At 62.3% G+C, this 17,389-nt stretch carries 17 protein-coding genes and 1 pseudogene; 12 read left to right on the forward strand and 6 right to left on the reverse strand.

The window, feature by feature from the left end:
* The 8 genes and pseudogenes from CO655_RS21810 to CO655_RS21845 all read left to right on the forward strand — a co-directional run bounded on the left by CO655_RS21810 (position 1) and on the right by CO655_RS21845 (position 8,021).
* Complete coding sequence (locus CO655_RS21810) at positions 1-1,464, forward strand: aldehyde dehydrogenase (protein WP_097666531.1); 1,464 nt, start codon at positions 1-3, stop codon at positions 1,462-1,464.
* Between the two features lie 5 nt (positions 1,465-1,469).
* Complete coding sequence (locus CO655_RS21815) at positions 1,470-1,793, forward strand: NIPSNAP family protein (RefSeq protein WP_097666533.1); 324 nt, start codon at positions 1,470-1,472, stop codon at positions 1,791-1,793.
* A 46-nt stretch (positions 1,794-1,839) separates the two neighbouring features.
* Positions 1,840-2,850, forward strand: a complete 1,011-nt coding sequence (locus CO655_RS21820) for an ABC transporter substrate-binding protein (RefSeq protein WP_097666535.1) — start codon at positions 1,840-1,842, stop codon at positions 2,848-2,850.
* 113 nt (positions 2,851-2,963) lie between these two features.
* Positions 2,964-3,836 carry an ABC transporter permease gene (locus tag CO655_RS21825; RefSeq protein WP_097666537.1) on the forward strand — a complete coding sequence of 291 codons (873 nt, stop codon included), beginning with the start codon at positions 2,964-2,966 and terminating at the stop codon, positions 3,834-3,836.
* Position 3,837: 1 nt separating this feature from the next.
* Positions 3,838-4,638: an ABC transporter permease gene (locus CO655_RS21830; protein ID WP_097666539.1), complete on the forward strand. Its 801-nt coding sequence runs from the start codon at positions 3,838-3,840 to the stop codon at positions 4,636-4,638.
* Positions 4,635-5,714 (forward strand): ABC transporter ATP-binding protein, encoded by a 1,080-nt coding sequence (locus CO655_RS21835; protein WP_097666541.1) that lies wholly within the window; start codon positions 4,635-4,637, stop codon positions 5,712-5,714. Before CO655_RS21830 ends, CO655_RS21835 begins: the two co-directional genes overlap by 4 nt.
* A 10-nt stretch (positions 5,715-5,724) precedes the next feature.
* Positions 5,725-7,179 carry an NAD-dependent succinate-semialdehyde dehydrogenase gene (locus CO655_RS21840; protein WP_097666543.1) on the forward strand — a complete coding sequence of 485 codons (1,455 nt, stop codon included), beginning with the start codon at positions 5,725-5,727 and terminating at the stop codon, positions 7,177-7,179.
* 41 nt (positions 7,180-7,220) lie between these two features.
* Positions 7,221-8,021: pseudogene (locus CO655_RS21845) on the forward strand (PhnD/SsuA/transferrin family substrate-binding protein).
* A 12-nt stretch (positions 8,022-8,033) separates the two neighbouring features.
* Here the strand turns inward: CO655_RS21845 and CO655_RS21850 are convergent.
* The 5 genes from CO655_RS21850 to CO655_RS21870 all read right to left on the reverse strand — a co-directional run bounded on the left by CO655_RS21850 (position 8,034) and on the right by CO655_RS21870 (position 12,762).
* Positions 8,034-8,423 (reverse strand): RidA family protein, encoded by a 390-nt coding sequence (locus CO655_RS21850; protein WP_097666646.1) that lies wholly within the window; start codon positions 8,421-8,423, stop codon positions 8,034-8,036.
* A 14-nt stretch (positions 8,424-8,437) separates the two neighbouring features.
* Positions 8,438-9,259, reverse strand: a complete 822-nt coding sequence (locus tag CO655_RS21855; RefSeq protein ID WP_097666545.1) for an ABC transporter permease — start codon at positions 9,257-9,259, stop codon at positions 8,438-8,440.
* The gene (locus CO655_RS21860) at positions 9,259-10,515 is read right to left on the reverse strand and encodes an ABC transporter permease (RefSeq protein ID WP_097666547.1); all 1,257 of its coding nucleotides are present in this window, start codon (positions 10,513-10,515) and stop codon (positions 9,259-9,261) included. The genes CO655_RS21855 and CO655_RS21860 overlap by 1 nt, the downstream gene beginning before the upstream one ends.
* Positions 10,516-10,580: 65 nt before the next feature.
* On the reverse strand, positions 10,581-11,630 hold the full coding sequence (locus CO655_RS21865) for an ABC transporter substrate-binding protein (RefSeq protein WP_097666549.1): 1,050 nt from the start codon (positions 11,628-11,630) through the stop codon (positions 10,581-10,583).
* A gap of 49 nt (positions 11,631-11,679) precedes the next feature.
* Positions 11,680-12,762 carry an ABC transporter ATP-binding protein gene (locus CO655_RS21870; protein ID WP_097666551.1) on the reverse strand — a complete coding sequence of 361 codons (1,083 nt, stop codon included), beginning with the start codon at positions 12,760-12,762 and terminating at the stop codon, positions 11,680-11,682.
* A 229-nt stretch (positions 12,763-12,991) separates the two neighbouring features.
* On the opposite strand from CO655_RS21870, the gene CO655_RS21875 reads away from it, so the two are divergent.
* The 4 genes from CO655_RS21875 (at position 12,992) to CO655_RS21890 (ending at position 16,385) form a co-directional block, all read left to right on the forward strand.
* On the forward strand, positions 12,992-14,389 hold the full coding sequence (locus CO655_RS21875) for a PLP-dependent aminotransferase family protein (protein ID WP_097666553.1): 1,398 nt from the start codon (positions 12,992-12,994) through the stop codon (positions 14,387-14,389).
* Between the two features lies 1 nt (position 14,390).
* On the forward strand, positions 14,391-15,683 hold the full coding sequence (locus CO655_RS21880; RefSeq protein WP_097666555.1) for an FAD-dependent oxidoreductase: 1,293 nt from the start codon (positions 14,391-14,393) through the stop codon (positions 15,681-15,683).
* Positions 15,684-15,780: 97 nt separating this feature from the next.
* The gene (locus tag CO655_RS21885) at positions 15,781-16,032 is read left to right on the forward strand and encodes a transcriptional regulator (RefSeq protein ID WP_096769271.1); all 252 of its coding nucleotides are present in this window, start codon (positions 15,781-15,783) and stop codon (positions 16,030-16,032) included.
* A 2-nt stretch (positions 16,033-16,034) separates the two neighbouring features.
* Positions 16,035-16,385, forward strand: coding sequence for a type II toxin-antitoxin system RelE/ParE family toxin (locus CO655_RS21890; protein ID WP_097666557.1), 351 nt, complete (start codon positions 16,035-16,037; stop codon positions 16,383-16,385).
* A gap of 22 nt (positions 16,386-16,407) precedes the next feature.
* Here CO655_RS21890 and ugpC read toward each other — a convergent pair whose 3' ends face one another.
* A complete protein-coding gene (ugpC, locus tag CO655_RS21895; RefSeq protein WP_097666559.1) occupies positions 16,408-17,385 on the reverse strand; it encodes a sn-glycerol-3-phosphate ABC transporter ATP-binding protein UgpC in 978 nt (325 codons plus the stop codon).
* Between the last annotated feature and the right edge of the window lie 4 nt (positions 17,386-17,389).

Here is a 17,389-nt window from a genome sequence, read left to right on the forward strand (position 1 = left end):
ATGCGGCGTTTCCAGCATTACATCGACGGCGAATTCTCGGATGGCGAAGCTTCCTATTCGAGCATCGATCCGGCTTCCGGCGCGGTTTGGGCAGAAATGCCGGAAGCGCGCGAGAGTGATGTCGATCGGGCTGTCGACGCTGCCGAAAGGGCGCTCTACGACGGCCCCTGGGCGAAGATGACGGCGACGCAACGCGGCAAGCTGCTCTACAAGCTGGCGGACCTCGTTGCCGCAAATGCGCAGATCCTTGCCGAACTGGAGACGCGCGACACCGGCAAGATCATCCGCGAAACCTCAGCGCAGATCGCCTATGTCGCCGAATATTATCGTTATTATGCCGGCATATCAGACAAGATCGAAGGCTCCTACCTGCCGATCGACAAGCCCGATATGGATGTCTGGCTCCGCCGCGAGCCGATCGGCGTCGTCGCCATGGTCGTGCCGTGGAACAGCCAGCTCTTCCTGTCGGCGGTCAAGATCGGCCCGGCGCTCGCGGCCGGCTGCACCATGGTGGTCAAGGCTTCGGAAGACGGCCCGGCGCCGCTTCTCGAATTCGCGCGTCTCGTGCATGAAGCCGGCTTTCCCGCCGGCGTCGTCAACATCATCACCGGTTTCGGCGCCTCCTGCGGCGCGGCTCTCGGCCGTCACCCGAAGGTCGCCCATGTCGCCTTTACCGGCGGTCCCGAAACCGCCCGGCATGTCGTGCGCAACTCGGCCGAAAACCTCGCTTCCACCTCGCTCGAACTCGGCGGCAAATCGCCCTTCATCGTTTTTGCAGATGCCGACCTCGAAAGTGCCGTGAACGCCCAGGTGGCGGGCATCTTCGCGGCGACTGGACAGAGCTGCGTTGCCGGCTCGCGCCTGATCGTCGAGCGCAGCGTCAAGGACAGGTTCGTCGCCCTGCTGCGCGAGAAGGCGGAAGCGATCCGGATCGGCGCGCCGCTCGACATGGCGACCGAAGTCGGGCCGCTTGCTACCAAGCGCCAGCAGGACAATATCGGCGCCCTCGTCGAGAGATCGGTTGAAAGCGGCGCCCGGCTCGTCACCGGCGGCCGCAAAATCGACGGCGAAGGCTATTATTTTCCGCCGACGATCCTCGATTGCGACGATGTCGCTTCGCCGTCGCTGATCGAGGAGTTCTTCGGGCCGGTCCTCTCCGTCGTGTCCTTCGAGACCGAAGCCGAGGCGCTGCGGCTTGCCAACGACACCCGCTACGGCCTGGCCTCCGGCGTCTTCACTCAGAACCTTACCCGGGCGCACCGTCTGATGAAGGGCATTCGCGCCGGTATCGTCTGGGTCAACACCTACCGCGCGGTATCGCCGATCGCCCCCTTTGGCGGCTTCGGTCTGTCGGGCCACGGCAGGGAAGGCGGCATGGCCGCGGCACTCGACTATACCCGCACCAAGACGATCTGGCTGAGGACCTCGGACGATCCGATCCCCGATCCCTTCGTGATGAGGTGACGCCGATGTTTTACGAGGTCCGCACCTATCGGCTGAAGAACGGAACGATCCCGCAATATCTCAAGGTCGTCGAGGAAGAGGGCATCGAGATCCAGAAAAGCCATCTCGGCACGCTGGTCGGCTACTTCTTCTCGGAGATCGGCACGATCAACGAGATCGTCCACATCTGGGCCTTTACGAGCCTGGACGACCGGGAGGCGAGACGCCAGCGGCTTCTGGCCGATCCGCGATGGCAGGCCTTCCTGCCCAAGATCCGCGACCTGATCGAGGTGGCGGAAAACAAGATTATGAAGCCGGCAAGTTTCTCTCCCGGGAGCGAGGCGCGCTGACGACATAAGGCATACCGTAGGACAACCAGAACAGGGATAAGGGAACATGAAAACAACTTTTGCTTTCGCGGCGGTTGCCGCATTCGTCGCGGTCTCCGCGCCGGCGCACGCCGACAACATGGTCTTCTCGAGCTGGGGCGGAACGACCCAGGACGCGCAGAAGGCCGCATGGGCAAGCCCCTTCACGGAGAAAACCGGCATCACCGTCGTGCAGGACGGTCCGACCGACTATGGCAAGCTCAAGGCGATGGTCGAGGCCGGCGAAGTCAACTGGGATGTCGTCGACGTCGAAGGCGACTATGCCGCCCAGGCCGGCAAGAACGGCCAGCTCGAGAAACTCGACTTTTCCGTCATCGACAAATCCAAGCTCGATCCGCGCTTCGTCACCGACTATTCGGTCGGCAGCTTCTATTATTCCTTCGTCATCGGCTGCAATGCCGATGCCGTCAAAGCCTGCCCGAAGACATGGGCCGACCTGTTCGACACGACGAAGTTTCCCGGCAAGCGCACATTCTACAAGTGGTCGGCTCCCGGCGTGATCGAAGCGGCGCTGCTTGCCGACGGCGTGCCTGCCGACAAGCTTTATCCGCTCGATCTCGACCGCGCCTTCAAGAAGCTCGATACGATCAAGTCGGATATCATCTGGTGGTCGGGCGGCGCCCAGTCGCAGCAGCTGCTGGCCTCTGCCGAGGCGCCCTTCGGCAGCGTCTGGAACGGTCGCATGACGGCGCTTGCCGCGACTGGCATCAAGGTGGAGACGTCCTGGGAACAGAACATCACTGCCGCCGATGCGCTCGTCGTGCCGAAGGGCGCGCCGAATGCCGAGGCTGCGATGAAGTTCATTGCACTGGCGACTTCGGCAGAAGCGCAGGCCGCCCTGGCAAAGGCCACCGGATATGCGCCGATCAACCTTGACTCGGCCAAGCTGATGGACCCGGAAACAGCCAAAACCCTGCCGGATCAGCAGACGGCGAGCCAGGTGAATGCCGATATGAACTACTGGGCTGATAATCGCGATGCCATCGGCGAGAAGTGGTACGCCTGGCAGGCGAAATAGCCTGAAACTTGAGGTGAACGGGCACGGCGAAATGTTCGCCGTGCCTCCTGCAGCGGCGGTACCCGTCCATCGGACCTCGGCGCGGTCAGAATTGACGGGTGGGAAGGACTGTCATGTCGACGTATAGCGATGCCTCCGGCGCAATCATGCCTTTGCCAAAGGCGCGCAGAGCAACAGGTTTTGGCGGGGTCGTTCCGGCTCTTGCCTTCGTGGGCATCTTTTTCGTCGCGCCAGTGGCGATACTGCTGCTGCGCAGCGTCCTGGAACCCGTTCCGGGGCTTGGAAATTATGCGCAGCTGATCGGCTCTGCGACCTATCTCAAGATCTTCGCCAATACCTTCATCGTCTCGGGCTTCGTCACGGTGCTTTCGCTCTTGATCGGTTTTCCCGTCGCCTGGGCGCTGGCAATCATGCCCGGGCGGCTGACCTCGGTGATCTTCGCGATCCTGCTTCTGTCGATGTGGACAAACCTTTTGGCCCGTACCTATGCCTGGATGGTGCTTCTGCAGCGCACCGGGCTCATCAACAAGATGCTGATGGGGATGGGCCTGATCGACCAGCCGCTGGCGCTCGTCAACAATCTGACCGGTGTGACGATCGGCATGACCTATATCATGCTGCCTTTCATCATCCTGCCGCTCTACGGCGTGATCAAGAAGATCGACCCGTCGACGCTGCAGGCGGCCGCCCTTTGCGGCGCCAACCGCTGGCAGTGCCTGACGCGTGTTCTGCTGCCGCTGGCGATGCCCGGCATGGCGGCCGGCGCCCTGATGGTCTTCGTGATGTCGCTCGGCTATTTCGTCACGCCCTCGCTTCTCGGCGGCACCGCCAACATGATGCTGGCAGAACTGATCGCGCAGTTCGTGCAGTCGCTGGTCAACTGGGGAATGGGCGGTGCGGCGGCGTTGGTGCTCCTGGTGGTGACCCTGTCGCTTTATGCCGTGCAGCTGCGCTTCTTCGGCAACCAGAACCCGGGAGGACGTTGATATGCTGCTCAATTTCGACCGCCTCGGCTGGTGGAAATACGTCCTGCTGGCGATCACGCTTCTGACTGCGGCCTTCCTGCTGCTGCCGATCGTCTTCATCGCGGCGCTGTCCTTCGGCTCCTCGCAATGGCTGATCTTTCCGCCGCCCGGCTGGACGTTCCAATGGTACGGCGAGCTCTTCGCCGACCCGCGCTGGCTGGAATCGGCTTTGACCAGCTTCAAGATCGCCGTCATCGTGACGATCCTGTCGGTGCTGCTCGGGCTGGTGACCTCCTTCGGACTGGTGCGCGGTTCGTTCATCTTCCGCGATGCGCTGAAAGCGCTGTTCCTCACCCCGATGATCCTTCCGGTCGTGGTTCTCGCCGTCGCCCTCTATGCTTTCTTTCTGAGGATCGGCCTTGGCGGCACGCTGGTAGGCTTCGTCATTTCGCACCTCGTTCTGGCGCTGCCCTTCTCGATCCTCTCCATATCGAGTGCGCTGGAAGGTTTCGACAAGTCGATCGAGGATGCGGCGGTTCTCTGCGGCGCCTCGCCTTTGGAAGCGAAGATCAGGGTCACCCTGCCGGCGATCAGCCATGGGCTGTTCTCGGCCGCCGTCTTCTCGTTCCTGACATCCTGGGACGAGGTGGTGGTGGCGATCTTCATGTCCAGCCCGACGCTGCAGACGCTGCCGGTGAAGGTATGGGCGACGCTGCGGCAAGACCTGACGCCGGTTGTCGCTGCCGCATCGACCCTTCTCATCCTTTTGACGATCATCTTGATGGCGCTGGTTGCCATCGCGCGTAAGGTACTGAAACAATGAACGAACCATTCCTTCAGATCCGCGGAATACGCAAGGAATACGGCCCTGTGGTTGCCGTGCACGATGTCAATCTCGACGTCCGGCGCGGAGAGTTCCTGACCTTCCTCGGTCCGTCCGGATCCGGCAAGAGCACGACGCTCTACATCCTGGCCGGCTTTGAAAACCCGACCAAAGGCGACATCACACTCGAGGGCAAGACGCTGCTCGCCACGCCGTCGCACAAGCGCAACATCGGCATGGTGTTCCAGCGCTACACCCTGTTTCCGCATCTGACGGTCGGTGAAAACATCGCTTTTCCGCTGAAGGTCCGGCGCAAGTCCAAGGCCGAGATCGACAGCAAGGTGAAGGAGATGCTGCGCCTTGTCCGACTCGAAGGCTTCGAGGATCGCAAGCCGGCGCAGATGTCCGGCGGTCAGCAGCAGCGCGTCGCGCTTGCCAGGGCTCTTGCCTATGATCCGCCGGTGCTGCTGATGGACGAGCCGCTGTCGGCGCTCGACAAGAAGCTGCGCGAGGAAATCCAGCATGAGATCCGCCGCATCCACCAGCAGACGGAAGTGACGATCCTTTATGTCACGCACGACCAGGAAGAGGCGCTGCGGCTCTCCGACCGCATTGCCGTCTTTTCCAAGGGCGTCATCGATCAGATCGGTACGGGCCCCGAACTCTATGCCAATCCCAAGACGCGGTTCGTTGCTGAATTCATCGGCGACAGCGACTTCATTTCATGCGATCTGCTGTCGTCATCGGATGGGCAGGCCACGATTTCGCTTGGCGGCGGGACCGTCTTCGATCAGATTCCGGTGCATGGAAAAGGGACCTCCGGCGCAAGGGCGGCGCTGATGCTGAGACCGGAGCGCATTCGGCTGTCGCGCGCGAGAGCCGCCGGCGCAGGTCTTGCCGCGACGGTCAGCGACATTACCTTTCTCGGCAACAACATCCACGTCTCGACGGAGACGGCGACAGGCGAGGCGCTTTCGGTTCGCTTGCCGTTCGGTCATGAGGCTATTGCCGGGCTCAATCGTGGAGATATAGTCCATCTCGATTTCGATCCCGGCGCCGCTCACGTATTCTGTTGAAAGTTGTCCCATGAAACTCAATGATCCCTCGCTGTTCCGCCAGGCATGCCCCATCGCCGATCGCTGGATCGAAGCGGAAGGTCGCGCGTCGGCCATGGTCCGCAATCCGGCGACAGGTGAGGTGCTGGGCGCGGTCCCAGATTTCGGTGCGACGGAAACCGAAGATGCCATCCGGGCCGCCGTCATCGCCCAGAAGCTTTGGGCGAAGAAGACCGCCGGCGAGCGCGCCGCCGTTCTCAAGGCTTGGCATCGCCTGATGATCGAAAACCGTGACGATCTGGCGATGATCCTGACGCTGGAACAGGGAAAGCCCTTGGCTGAAGCCAAGGGGGAAATCACCTATGGTGCGAGCTTCATCGAATGGTTTGCCGAAGAGGCACGACGCATCAACGGCGAGATCGTACCGGGGCATCAGCCGGACAAGCGCATCCTTGTGCTGCGCCAGCCGGCCGGCGTCGTGGCGGCGATCACGCCCTGGAACTTTCCGAACGCGATGATCACGCGCAAGATCGGCCCCGCGCTTGCCGCCGGCTGCGCCGTCGTTCTCAAGCCGGCGCTGCAGACGCCGTTCTCCGCGATCGCGATCGCCGTCCTCGCAGAGCGCGCCGGCCTGCCGGGGGGGCTTCTCAACATTGTCACAGGTGACGCAGCCGCAATCGGCGGGGCGCTGACTGCCAGTCGCGACGTCCGGGTCCTGACCTTCACCGGCTCCACGCGGACGGGCGAGCTGCTTTACCGGCAATGCGCGCCGACGATCAAGAAGCTCGGTCTCGAGCTCGGCGGCAATGCACCCTTCATCGTATTCGATGACGCCGATCTCGACGCGGCTGTCGAAGGCGCCATCATCGCCAAATTCCGCAACAACGGCCAGACCTGCGTCTGCGCCAACCGGCTTTATGTCCAGGACGGCGTCTACGAGGCATTTGCAGCCAAGCTCGCCGAGGCCGTTTCGCAGTTGAAGGTCGGCAACGGTCTGGAGCGCGACGTCGTGCTTGGCCCGCTCATCGACGACAATGCCGTTGCCAAAGTCGAAAGCCACATTCAGGACGCCGTGGCAAAGGGCGCCGGGATCGTAACGGGAGGCAAGCGCCACGCGCTTGGCGGCCATTTCTTCGAGCCGACCATTCTGCGTGACGTTGCTGCCGGCATGCAGGTGGCGCGTGAGGAAACCTTTGGGCCCCTTGCGCCGCTTTTCCGGTTCCGCGACGAGCAGGACGTCATCGAGCAGGCAAATGACACCGAGTTCGGACTTGCCTCCTATTTTTATGCGCGCGATCTGTCGCGGGTCTTCCGCGTGACCGAAGCGCTCGAATATGGAATGGTCGGGGTCAATACCGGTCTCGTCTCCACCGCTGAGGCACCGTTCGGCGGCGTCAAGATGTCGGGTCTTGGTCGCGAAGGCTCCAGGCACGGATTGGACGAATATACCGAGCTCAAATATGTATGCCTGGGCGGCATTGCCTGATTTAGATCGGCGACTGTGCTTCGCCGCAAAGAAAGATCGGCATGCATCTCGTAAGCATCTCGATGTATCTCACATCCCGGCCGCTCGCGGAGGCGACGGCCGAGCTCTGGTCGTTCCTGAGGCATTATCTCTCGTAAGCAGGTCTCACTGGCCTGCCTGAAGCACTCGATCAGACGGTTCCCTATGACGAAGTCTGGCTGAGGCCGGATCTTCTTCTGTCGCAGGCATGTGGCTATCCTTTTGCCACGAGTCTGCGCGGTCGGGTGCGGCTGGTGGCCACTCCCATATATAGCCATCCCGGCTGCGATGGGCCGCTGATGCGCAGCTTCAGCGTTGTCCGGAAGAATTCTCCCGTTCGAGTGCTGGAGGATTTGCGCGGTACCACCGCTGCGATCAACGCTCCTGACAGCAACTCCGGGAGCAATCTCTTTCGCGCCGCCGTCGCTCCGCTTGCGCGCAACGGCGGCTTCTTTGGCCGGATAATCGAAACAGGCAGCCACGGCGGCAGCATTGCCGCCGTTATCGAGGGCAGGGCAGAAAGCGCGGCCATCGATTGTATCACTCTTGAGAATATCCGCTGGTTGGATCCCGCCCAGGTCGAGGGTATCCGTATCATCGCCGAAAAGCCAAAGGCTCCCGGTCTGCCATTCATCACATCCGGCAATGCATCGAGCCAAATAATCCTCCTCCTCCGACGTGCTTTGGATGCTGCCATCAGAGAGCCGTCATTGGCGGCCATGCGCGCCACGCTTGGACTCGTTGATTTTGCCGTCCTTTCCGACGCCGACTACGAGCCGCTTTTATCGTTGGCTGTCGACACGTTGCCCCAACTGAGAGCGTGAGTTTTTCAATGCCTATTGGCCTCGGCGGAATGACGCGGGTGCCGCGTCAGCCCCGGCCACTGCGATAATACCGATTTCCACGGCGAATTCCGGCGCGGCAAGTCTTGCTTCGACCGTGGCGCGCGCCGGCGCATGGCCGGATGGCACCCAATCGTCCCAGACGGCATTCATGTCTTCGAATGTCGACATGTCGGCAAGCCAGATCGTCGCGCTGAGGATTCGTGTCGGATTGCTGCCCACGGCGTCCAGGAGTCGAGTGATCCGTGTCAGGATATTGGTCGTCTGCTCGCGGATGGACGCGCTCGGCGCGTCGACTGCGACCTGGCCTGCGAGGAAGACGAAGCCGCCACAGGTGACGGCCTGGCTCATCCGTTTTCCGGTCTCGTAACGTTCGATCTGCATGCTCGCCTCCTTCATCAATCCCTATGCGTAATCTTCTGGCGTTCGGCGCGGCGCTGCAACCATTGGATGGTGGCGAGGAACAGCGTCGAAAACAGGATGAGGAGAGTGGCGACGGCGGCGATCGTCGGGCTCAGCGTTTCCCGCACGCCGCTCCACATCTGCCGCGGCAGCGTGCGTTCCTCGGAACCGGCGATGAAGAGCGCAATCACCACTTCGTCGAACGACGTCACGAAGGCGAAGAGGGCGCCGGAGGCCACGCCCGGGGCGATGACCGGCAGCATGATGCGCAAGGTCGCCTCGACAGGGGTCGCGCCGAGACTGGACGCCGCCCGCATCAGATTGTGATCGAAACTTGCGAGTGTCGCGGTCACGGTGATCACCACGAAGGGCGCTCCGATCGCAGTATGCGCCAGCACCAGCCCGGTCAGGCTGTTGAGCAGCCCGACGGCAGCGAAGGCATAATAGATGCCGACCGCCGACACGATGACCGGCACGATCATCGGCGAGATCAGAATGGCGGTCAGCGTTGCCCGCGCCGGGCAGGAGGGCCGGCTGAGGCCGATCGCGGCAAGCGTGCCGAGAAAGGTCGACAGGACGGTGGCGCAGACGGCGACGATGATGCTGTTCTTCAGCGCCAGCTGCCAGACGTTGGAATCGAAGAATTCGCGATACCATCTGAGCGACAGGCCGGGCATCGGGTAGGTGAAGAACGGCTCGGCGTTGAAGGAGAGCGGCACGATCGCGACGATCGGCGCGATCAGGAACAGGATCACCAGGCCGCCGGCCAGCCACAGGAGGAGCGAAAACAGTCGCGGGAAAGACAGGAAGTTGGTCATCAGCCTATCCTCAGCCGGTCGATGCCGACGATGCGATTATAGACGGCGTAGAGGATGAGCACCGCCACCAGCAGGATCGTGCTCAAAGCCGCCGCCATGGCCCAATTGGTGACCTGGTTGGAATAATAGGCGATGAAATAGCTCACCATTTGGTCTCCCGGCCCGCCGACCAGAGCCGGCGTGATGTAATAGCCGAGCGCCAGGATGAAGACGAGCAAGCCGCCGGCGCTGACGCCCGGCATGCTCATCGGCAGGTAGATGCGAAAGAAGGCCGATATGGGCGGTGCGCCGAGCGACGAGGCGGCCCTCACATAGACCGGAGGTATGCTCTTCATGACGCTGTAGATCGGCAGCACCATGAAGGGCAGCAGAATATGGGTCATGGCGATCAGGACGCCGACGCGATTGTAGATCAGGTCGAGGGGCCGCGCGGGATCGACGAGACCCAGCCAGATGAGCGCCGAGTTGATCACGCCGCGCCCCTGCAGCAGCACGACCCAGGCGCTGGTGCGCACCAGAAGCGAGGTCCAGAACGGCAGCAGCACCAGGATCAGCAGCGTATTGGCAACGGCGCCTTTCGAGCGGGCGATCAGGGCGGCGAGGGGATAGCCGAGGAACAGGCAGATCACGGTGACCGACGCGCTGACGACGAAGGTGCGGATCAGCACATCGACATGCACCGCATTCTCAGCCGAGACCCTGCCGATCGAGCCCGAGGCGTCGCGCTCCAGATCGAGCGAGGCGAGCAGGTAGTAGTCGGTGAAGGGCGGCGACGCGTTCTTGATGATCGTCCAGTAATGCGGGGTCTCCCATTTGGGATCGATGGCAACGAAGGCGGCCTTGTAGGGCGGCTCGGCGTTGCGGATGGTGCGCGCGGTCTTCAAGAGCATCGAGCGCATGCCCGTCTCGTAATAATTGAGACGTTTGGCCACCTCGGCGATCTGATCGCGGGGTGATTGTTTCAGATCGGCAGCGAAGGCGGCAAACAGCGCTTCGTCCGGCGCGGACCCTCCATCCCAGGCCGAAAGCGCCGACATCGTATAGGGCAGGGCGGCGGAAGCCGCCCTGTTGTCGACCGCGCGGGTCAACAGCAGGGCGATGGGCAGGACGAAGACGAGCATCAGGAAGACCAGCAGAGGGGCGACCAGCAACAGCGCTCTCAGTTGCGCCTTGCTTTTCGCACCGCCGAGGCTTTTCACCCGTACGCCGGCGGCAATCATCGAGCCGTCGCCTTCATTCATTGTCGCGGTCACCATCGCTCATGCCTTTTTGCGGTAGAGAAAGGGGCGGACGAAGCCGGGGGACTATTCGCCCGACGAGGTTACTGTGCGAGCCACTTGTTGAAGCGTTCGGTCAACTCCTCATCATGGTCGGCCCAGAACTCCGAGGAGACGACAAACGCGTTCTTCGTATTCTCCGGTGCTGTCGGCAGATCGGCGAGAATGTCCGGCGGAACCTTGGCGATGGCCGCCTTCAGGGTCGGGCCATAGGAGATATATTTCGACTGCTGCGCCATCACGTCGGGATTGACGGTGAAGGCGACGAACTTGTCCGCCAGCTCCTTGTTCTTCGAGCCTTTCGGCTCGGCCCAGAGATTGAAGTCCATGCCCTGGCCATCCCAGACGATCTTGAAGTTCTTGCCGCTGTTCTTGACGGCGTCAAAGATGCGGCCGTTCCAGGCCGTCGTCATCACCACTTCGCCATCGGCGAGAAGCTGCGGCGGCTGTGCGCCGGCGGTCCACCAGACCTTCACATCCTTCTTGATCGTGTCGAGCTTCTTGAAGGCGCGGTCGACGCCCTCCGGCGTCCCGAGCACGTCGTAGACTTCGGAAGGTTTGACGCCGTCGGCAATTAGCGCGAATTCCAGCGTGGTCTTCGGCGACTTGCGCAAGGCGCGCGGGCCGGGGAATTTGGCGGTATCGAAGAGATCGGCCATGGTCGTCGGCCCGCCGTTCGGGAACTTGGCGGCGTCGTAGGCATAGATGGTGCCGAAGACGATGGTTGCGACCGCACAATCCATCGCCGCGCCATCGATGAAGGCGTCCTTGCCGCCGATCTTCGAATAGTCGATCGTCTCGAGCCAGCCTTCGTCGCAGCCTTGCAGCGCATGGCTGGGTTCGACGTCGACGACGTCCCAGGTTACCTGGCCGGTCTCGACCATGCCCTTCAGCTTGGCGGTCGAGCCGTCCCATTCGTCCTGGAGGATCTTCGTGCCGGTTTCCTTGGCGAAGGGCTTGAAGAAGGCCTCCTCCTGGCTCTTCGTATAGGCGCCGCCCCAGGACGTGACGGTCAGCGTTTCCTCGGCAAATGCGGCTCCGGCGGTCGCAAGAGCGATGACGGAACTGAGAAGCATGCAGTTTAAACGCATCATGGTGGTTCCCCTTTTTGTTGCTGCGTTTACGAAAGAATGAGCACCTGGGTCAGGAGAGCCCGAGCACCCGGCAATCCTCCGATGCCCAGCCGATGATGGCGGTCGAACCGAGCGAGCGAACCGGAATATCCTGCGCGGCGGCGACCTTGATGAAGACGTCGTCGCAGCCGCAGGCGGCGACACGTAAGCGCACATGGTCGCCGTGGTAGATGATTTCCCTGAGCATGGCGGTGAAACGGTTCGCAATGTCGGCCGCCGGCGCCAGCTGGATTCGCTCCGGCCGCAGCACCAGGGCTGCCCGCGCGCCTTCCTTCAAGCCTTCTCCGGCCTGGCCGATGATGATCGAGCCGTCAGGTGCGCGGATCCGGCAGAAGCCATTGTCGATCGCGACGACTTCGCCCGATATGGCATTGTTCTCACCGATAAAGGTTGCGACGAAGGGATTGGCCGGCGTTTCGTAGAGCGCATGCGGGGCCGCGATCTGCTGCAGAATGCCATCATTGAACACGCCGACCCGATCCGACATGGTCAGCGCCTCGCCCTGGTCGTGGGTGACGTAGACGACATTGATGCCGAGGCGGGCGTGCAGATGTTTGATCTCCAGCTGCATATGTTCGCGAAGCTGCTTGTCGAGCGCGCCCAGCGGCTCGTCCATCAGCACCAGCTGCGGCTCGAAGACGAGCGCGCGGGCGAGCGCGATGCGCTGCTGCTGTCCGCCCGAAAGCTGGTTGGGCCGCCGCGTTTCGAAACTCGCCATGCGCACCATGTCGAGCGCGCGGCGAACCCGCTCGGTAATCTCCGCCTTGCCGAGCCGACGCATCTTCAGCGGAAAGGCGACGTTCTCTCCGACCGTCATATGCGGGAAGAGGGCGTAATTCTGGAAGACCACGCCGATATTGCGCCGATGCGGTGGAACGCTGTCGATCCTGGTGTCGGCAAGGGTGATGGTCCCGCTGCTCGGAGCCTCGAAGCCGGCCAGCATCATCAGCGTCGTGGTCTTGCCGGATCCGGAAGGGCCGAGAAGGGTCAGAAATTCGCCCTTGGCGACGTCGAGATCCAGACCGCGTACGACATAGCTGACGCCGTCATAGGATTTACGCACGCCTTCGAAAGCGATGAAGCGTTCGCTCATGAATTCCTCCTGTTGGCATCGGCCGGGATCCCTGCCTCTTTGTCTCGATGCAAGGGCATATTGTCTCGGTCGATTTACGCTTGTCAAGCCACACAAATAATTTTGTATGGTAACGCCTGCGGGCCTCGAAAATATTGAGAAAGCGTGTTATGCCGCAGGAAATCAAGCTGAATGGCGACGGCGGCCTTGCGTTCAGTCGTGGAATTGTACACGTATTTTCAGGGATTGTATGTCTGAACGATCGGAAATGAACCAGACAAACCAGGAGCGGAAAACACGCATGCCGGCCTATCTCGAACTCGCTAGCGAGCTCGAGGCAAGGATCCGTTCGGGTGCCCTGCCGCCCGGCAGCCAGCTGCCGCCGCAGCGCGACCTCGCCCGGGAGCGGTCGCTCAACGTCTCGACCGTCACGCGCGCCTATCGCGAATTGCAGAACCTCAATCTTGTCATGGGCAGCACCCGGCGTGGCACGATCGTCACCGGCGACGGCGCCATGCCGCGGGTCGACCGGGCGGCGAGCCCGGCCGGCATCATCGACCTGACGGTCAACCGGCCGGCCGTCGACGATTTTCAGCAGCGCCTCGCCCAATCCCTGCCGGCTCTTTCGTCCGACCCTCGCTTCCGCCAGATGCAGGAATACCAGCCGCCGGAGGGGCCGGCCTGGGCGCGCCTGGCGGCGAGAAAATGGATATCGCTCAACGGCTTCGACCCGTCCGAAGACGATATCGTCGTCACCAGCGGTGCCCAGCACGCTCTTCTGGCTGTCATCAGCAGCCTGATCGAGCCTGGCGACACCATCGTCTGCGATCGGCTGACCTATTACGGCCTGATCGCGCTTGCCCAGATGTTCCGCTTCCGCATTATCGGCATCGGTAGTGACGAACACGGTATGTCGGCGGCGGAGCTTGACGATATCTGCAGCCGAGAGCGGGTGCGCGCCGTTTTCACTGTCCCCTCCATGCACAATCCGACCGTCGTCACCATGAGCGAGGCCCGCCGGCGGGAACTGGTCGAGGTCGCGGAAAAGCACGATCTCGTCATCATCGAGGACGATGTCTACGGACCGATGCTCGGGACCCGCGCAAGCGCCCTGATCACGCTGGCTCCGGCCAGGACCTACCATATTTCCGCATTGTCCAAGGCTTTGGCGCCGGGGCTGCGCGTCGGCTATCTGACCTGCCCGCCCGGGCGAGCGCTGCTGTCGGCCGAGGCGGTCCGCACGACCGCCTGGATGCCCTCTCCGCTGCCGCTGCTGCTCGCGACCCGCTGGCTCGAGGACGGCACGGCAGAAGCGATCCTGAAGGCTCAGCTCGCGGAGTTGCGCGCCCGCCATGCGATCGTTGCGACGATGCTTGCCGGCCATTCCTTCTCCGCCGATCCACGCTGCATGTTTCTCTGGCTCAGACTGCCGGCGCCATGGCGGTGCGAGGATTTTGCCGCCAATCTGCGCGCCCACGGCGTTGCCGTCATGCCGGCCACCGCGTTTGCCTGCGACCGCCAGCCCGTCGAACATGCCGTTCGCGTCAATGTCGGCTGCGCATCGTCGCGGGACGAACTGGCAACGGCGCTGCGCATCATTGCCGCCACTCTGAACGATCGTCCCCGCGCTCTGGCCGGCCTGGTCTAGGATGAATAGGCCGCTCCCCGCGCTTCAACCTTTGCCCGACGCTGAACGCCGGCATGTGGCAGTTGTCGGCGCGGGACTGGTCGGCCTCTGCTCGGCCCTCTGGCTGCAGAGAATGGGGCATCGGGTCACGATCATCGATCCGGCGCCGCCGTTGGGCGATGCGTCCTGCCGGCAGGCCTGTTCCTATGGGAATGCCTGCACCTTCGCGCCGCACGGCGTCGTTCCCGTGGCTATGCCGGGTGTCATCTGGCGTGTGCCGGGAATGCTGCTCAATCCGCTCGGTCCACTGGCAATCGTCTGGAGATACCTGCCGCAACTGGCGCCGTGGCTCAGCGCCTTCCTGGCGTCGAGCACGAAAGCCGAGGTCGAGCGGATCGCCGCGACATTGGCAACGCTGCTCTCTCACGCCGATGCCGCCTGGCAACCGCTGGTGACGCAGGCCGGCGCCGAACGGCTGAAGCGGCATGAGGGCTGCCTCTATCTCTACAAGACGGAAGCGCAATTCCAGGCAGCCGATGCCGAGTATGCGCTGCGTGAACGCCATGGCGTCGCCATGGATCGGCTGAGCCGCACCGATATCCAGAGCATGGAGCCCAATCTTGCGCCGCTCTACCACAAGGGCGTGTTGTTCGGTGACGCCTATGTGTTTTCGAGCCCCAGGCAGCTCGCCTTCGCGATGGCGAAAACGGTCGTGAACGGCGGAGGAGAGATCGTCCGCGGGGAAGTCTCGGCAATCGAGCCGCGCGATGACGGCATCGGCCTCAGGATCGCGGACAGGGCGATCCTTGCCGACCACGCCGTGGTGGCCGCCGGCGCCCATTCCCGCAAGCTTGCGGCAGCGGCCGGCGATCGCGTGCTGCTCGATACCGAGCGCGGCTATCACGTCCTGTTCCCGCAGGCAGGCAATCTTCTGTCGCGCCCGGTCTTCTATCCAGAGCACGGCTTCTACATGGTGCCGATGGCGGACGGATTGCGCGCCGCCGGAACCGTCGAACTCGGCGGGCTTGCCGCTCCCTTGAACCCGAAGCGGACCGCGATGATCCGCGAAGGGGTGAGAAAGCTCTTGCCGTCGGCCGGCGAAGGTAGCGACGAGTGGCTGGGCTTTCGCCCATCCATGCCGGATTCACTTCCCGTCATCGGCAGCTCCGGTCGCTCGCCGTGCGTCACCTATGCTTTCGGTCACGGCCATCTCGGCCTGACGCTGGCCGCATTGACCGGCTATCTGATTTCCCAACTTGTCGCCGGACAATGCCCAGTCATCGATCTGACGCCGCTGCGTCCCGATAGCTTTTGAGCCTCTGATGGCTCCCGTTCCCCGAGGACTGACGGTGATGAATATTGACAATATATGCTACGCCGCCCATGATAAGGGAGAGTGAAAGGGTATGCCGATGGCGTCGGGCAGCATTCATGTGAAAGTCAGTGGGCAGTTGCAGGATCATATCCAGCAGCAGATCGGCGATGACGGCCTCTATGAAAATGCCAGCGAATATATCCGTGCTCTGATCCGGCGAGATTTGCAGACGCGTGATGAGGCGTGGGATATGCTGCAAAAAGAGCTTGCGCCCGCAATGCGGGCCGACGACAGCGAGTTTGTCGCCGTTTCGGCTGAAGACGTCATCCGCCGCAACAAGCGCCGATAGCCATGCCGGCTTATCGCTTTTATCCGCGCGCCGACGCCGCGCAGGACAAGATCTGGCGCGATACCTTCGAGGCATGGGGAGAAAAGCAGGCGGACGCTTACATTCTCGGGCTGCATGCTTATTTGCAGCGCCTATGCGGGGATCGACCGATCTGGCAACAACTTCCACAACGTCCGGCCGTCCCGGCAGACATCAAACGTTCGGCCTATTTCGGTCGCTACGAGCATCACTATGTGTTCTTTCGGGAGCTCGAGAATGGTGATCTCGGTGTCATGAGCATTCTTCACGAACGAATGAATCTGCCTGTCCGGCTCAAAGAGGACTTGGCGGCTCTCTCACGCAAGCAGCCGTGACGCGGACTATCTTCGTCCACGTTCAAAACCGATGCTCCGCTCCCTCCACCGGATTTGCCCAGACCATCATACCGGGTAAAAACGGCGTCTCGCCTTCGGCGCGCACGACCATCTCGCCGAGTTCGGGAACGTCGAGGTAGAGGATAGCATCGGCGCCGAGCCTTTCGATGTGGCGGACTCTGCCCTGCCATTGCCCGGCATTTTCCGAAAGCCGGATATGTTCCGGCCTTATGCCGTAGGTCGTGCAATTCAATCGTCGCGCCGTCTCGCCGCCATAGAGGTTCATCTTCGGGCTGCCGATGAAGCCGGCGACGAAAGGGGTCGCCGGATTGCGATAGAGCTCCATCGGACTGCCGACCTGCTCGACCGAACCGCCGTTCAGCACGACAATCTTGTCGGCCATCGTCATGGCTTCGACCTGGTCGTGGGTGACATAGATCATCGTCGATTTCAGCCGGGCGTGGAGATCGGCGATCTCAAGACGCATCTGGGCTCTGAGCGACGCGTCGAGATTGGAAAGCGGCTCGTCGAACAGGAAGACCTTGGGATCGCGGACGATCGCCCGGCCGATGGCGACGCGCTGCCTCTGTCCGCCGGAGAGTGCTTTCGGCTTTCGCTCCAGCAACTGCGTGAGCTGCAGCGTTTCCGCAGTCGCCGCGACCTTGGCGGCAATTTCCGCCTTTGGACGGCGGGCGAGTGAAAGGCCAAAGCCGATATTCTCGGCAACCGTCATATGCGGGTAGAGCGCATAGCTCTGGAACACCATGGCGATGCCCCGCTCGGAGGGTTCGGCATAGGTCACGTCCTTGCCGCCGATGGTCAGCGTGCCGGACGTCGTCTCCTCCAGGCCGGCGATGATGCGCAGCAGTGTCGATTTTCCGCATCCCGACGGGCCGACGAATACGACGAATTCGCCGGAGGCCACCTCCAGATCGATACCTTTGATGACTTCAAGGGCGCCGAAGCTCTTGCGAACCTGTTTGAGTGTGAGTTCAGCCATTCTG

It is taken from the genome of Rhizobium sp. M1 (assembly GCF_002531805.1).
GTDB classification, from domain to species: domain Bacteria; phylum Pseudomonadota; class Alphaproteobacteria; order Rhizobiales; family Rhizobiaceae; genus Rhizobium; species Rhizobium etli_C.

What these genes read in the sequence shown, in the direction of transcription:
- CO655_RS21880 (WP_097666555.1), top strand. Translation starts at nt 14,391, where the DNA reads ATGAATAGGCCGCTCCCCGCGCTTCAACCTTTGCCCGACGCTGAACGC.
- CO655_RS21870 (WP_097666551.1), bottom strand. Translation starts at nt 12,762, where the DNA reads ATGAGCGAACGCTTCATCGCTTTCGAAGGCGTGCGTAAATCCTATGAC.
- CO655_RS21825 (WP_097666537.1), top strand. Translation starts at nt 2,964, where the DNA reads ATGTCGACGTATAGCGATGCCTCCGGCGCAATCATGCCTTTGCCAAAG.
- CO655_RS21885 (WP_096769271.1), top strand. Translation starts at nt 15,781, where the DNA reads ATGGCGTCGGGCAGCATTCATGTGAAAGTCAGTGGGCAGTTGCAGGAT.
- CO655_RS21820 (WP_097666535.1), top strand. Translation starts at nt 1,840, where the DNA reads ATGAAAACAACTTTTGCTTTCGCGGCGGTTGCCGCATTCGTCGCGGTC.
- CO655_RS21815 (WP_097666533.1), top strand. Translation starts at nt 1,470, where the DNA reads ATGTTTTACGAGGTCCGCACCTATCGGCTGAAGAACGGAACGATCCCG.
- CO655_RS21835 (WP_097666541.1), top strand. Translation starts at nt 4,635, where the DNA reads ATGAACGAACCATTCCTTCAGATCCGCGGAATACGCAAGGAATACGGC.
- CO655_RS21855 (WP_097666545.1), bottom strand. Translation starts at nt 9,259, where the DNA reads ATGACCAACTTCCTGTCTTTCCCGCGACTGTTTTCGCTCCTCCTGTGG.
- CO655_RS21810 (WP_097666531.1), top strand. Translation starts at nt 1, where the DNA reads ATGCGGCGTTTCCAGCATTACATCGACGGCGAATTCTCGGATGGCGAA.
- CO655_RS21830 (WP_097666539.1), top strand. Translation starts at nt 3,838, where the DNA reads ATGCTGCTCAATTTCGACCGCCTCGGCTGGTGGAAATACGTCCTGCTG.
- CO655_RS21850 (WP_097666646.1), bottom strand. Translation starts at nt 8,423, where the DNA reads ATGCAGATCGAACGTTACGAGACCGGAAAACGGATGAGCCAGGCCGTC.
- CO655_RS21840 (WP_097666543.1), top strand. Translation starts at nt 5,725, where the DNA reads ATGAAACTCAATGATCCCTCGCTGTTCCGCCAGGCATGCCCCATCGCC.
- CO655_RS21875 (WP_097666553.1), top strand. Translation starts at nt 12,992, where the DNA reads ATGTCTGAACGATCGGAAATGAACCAGACAAACCAGGAGCGGAAAACA.
- CO655_RS21890 (WP_097666557.1), top strand. Translation starts at nt 16,035, where the DNA reads ATGCCGGCTTATCGCTTTTATCCGCGCGCCGACGCCGCGCAGGACAAG.
- CO655_RS21865 (WP_097666549.1), bottom strand. Translation starts at nt 11,630, where the DNA reads ATGATGCGTTTAAACTGCATGCTTCTCAGTTCCGTCATCGCTCTTGCG.
- ugpC (WP_097666559.1), bottom strand. Translation starts at nt 17,385, where the DNA reads ATGGCTGAACTCACACTCAAACAGGTTCGCAAGAGCTTCGGCGCCCTT.
- CO655_RS21860 (WP_097666547.1), bottom strand. Translation starts at nt 10,515, where the DNA reads ATGGTGACCGCGACAATGAATGAAGGCGACGGCTCGATGATTGCCGCC.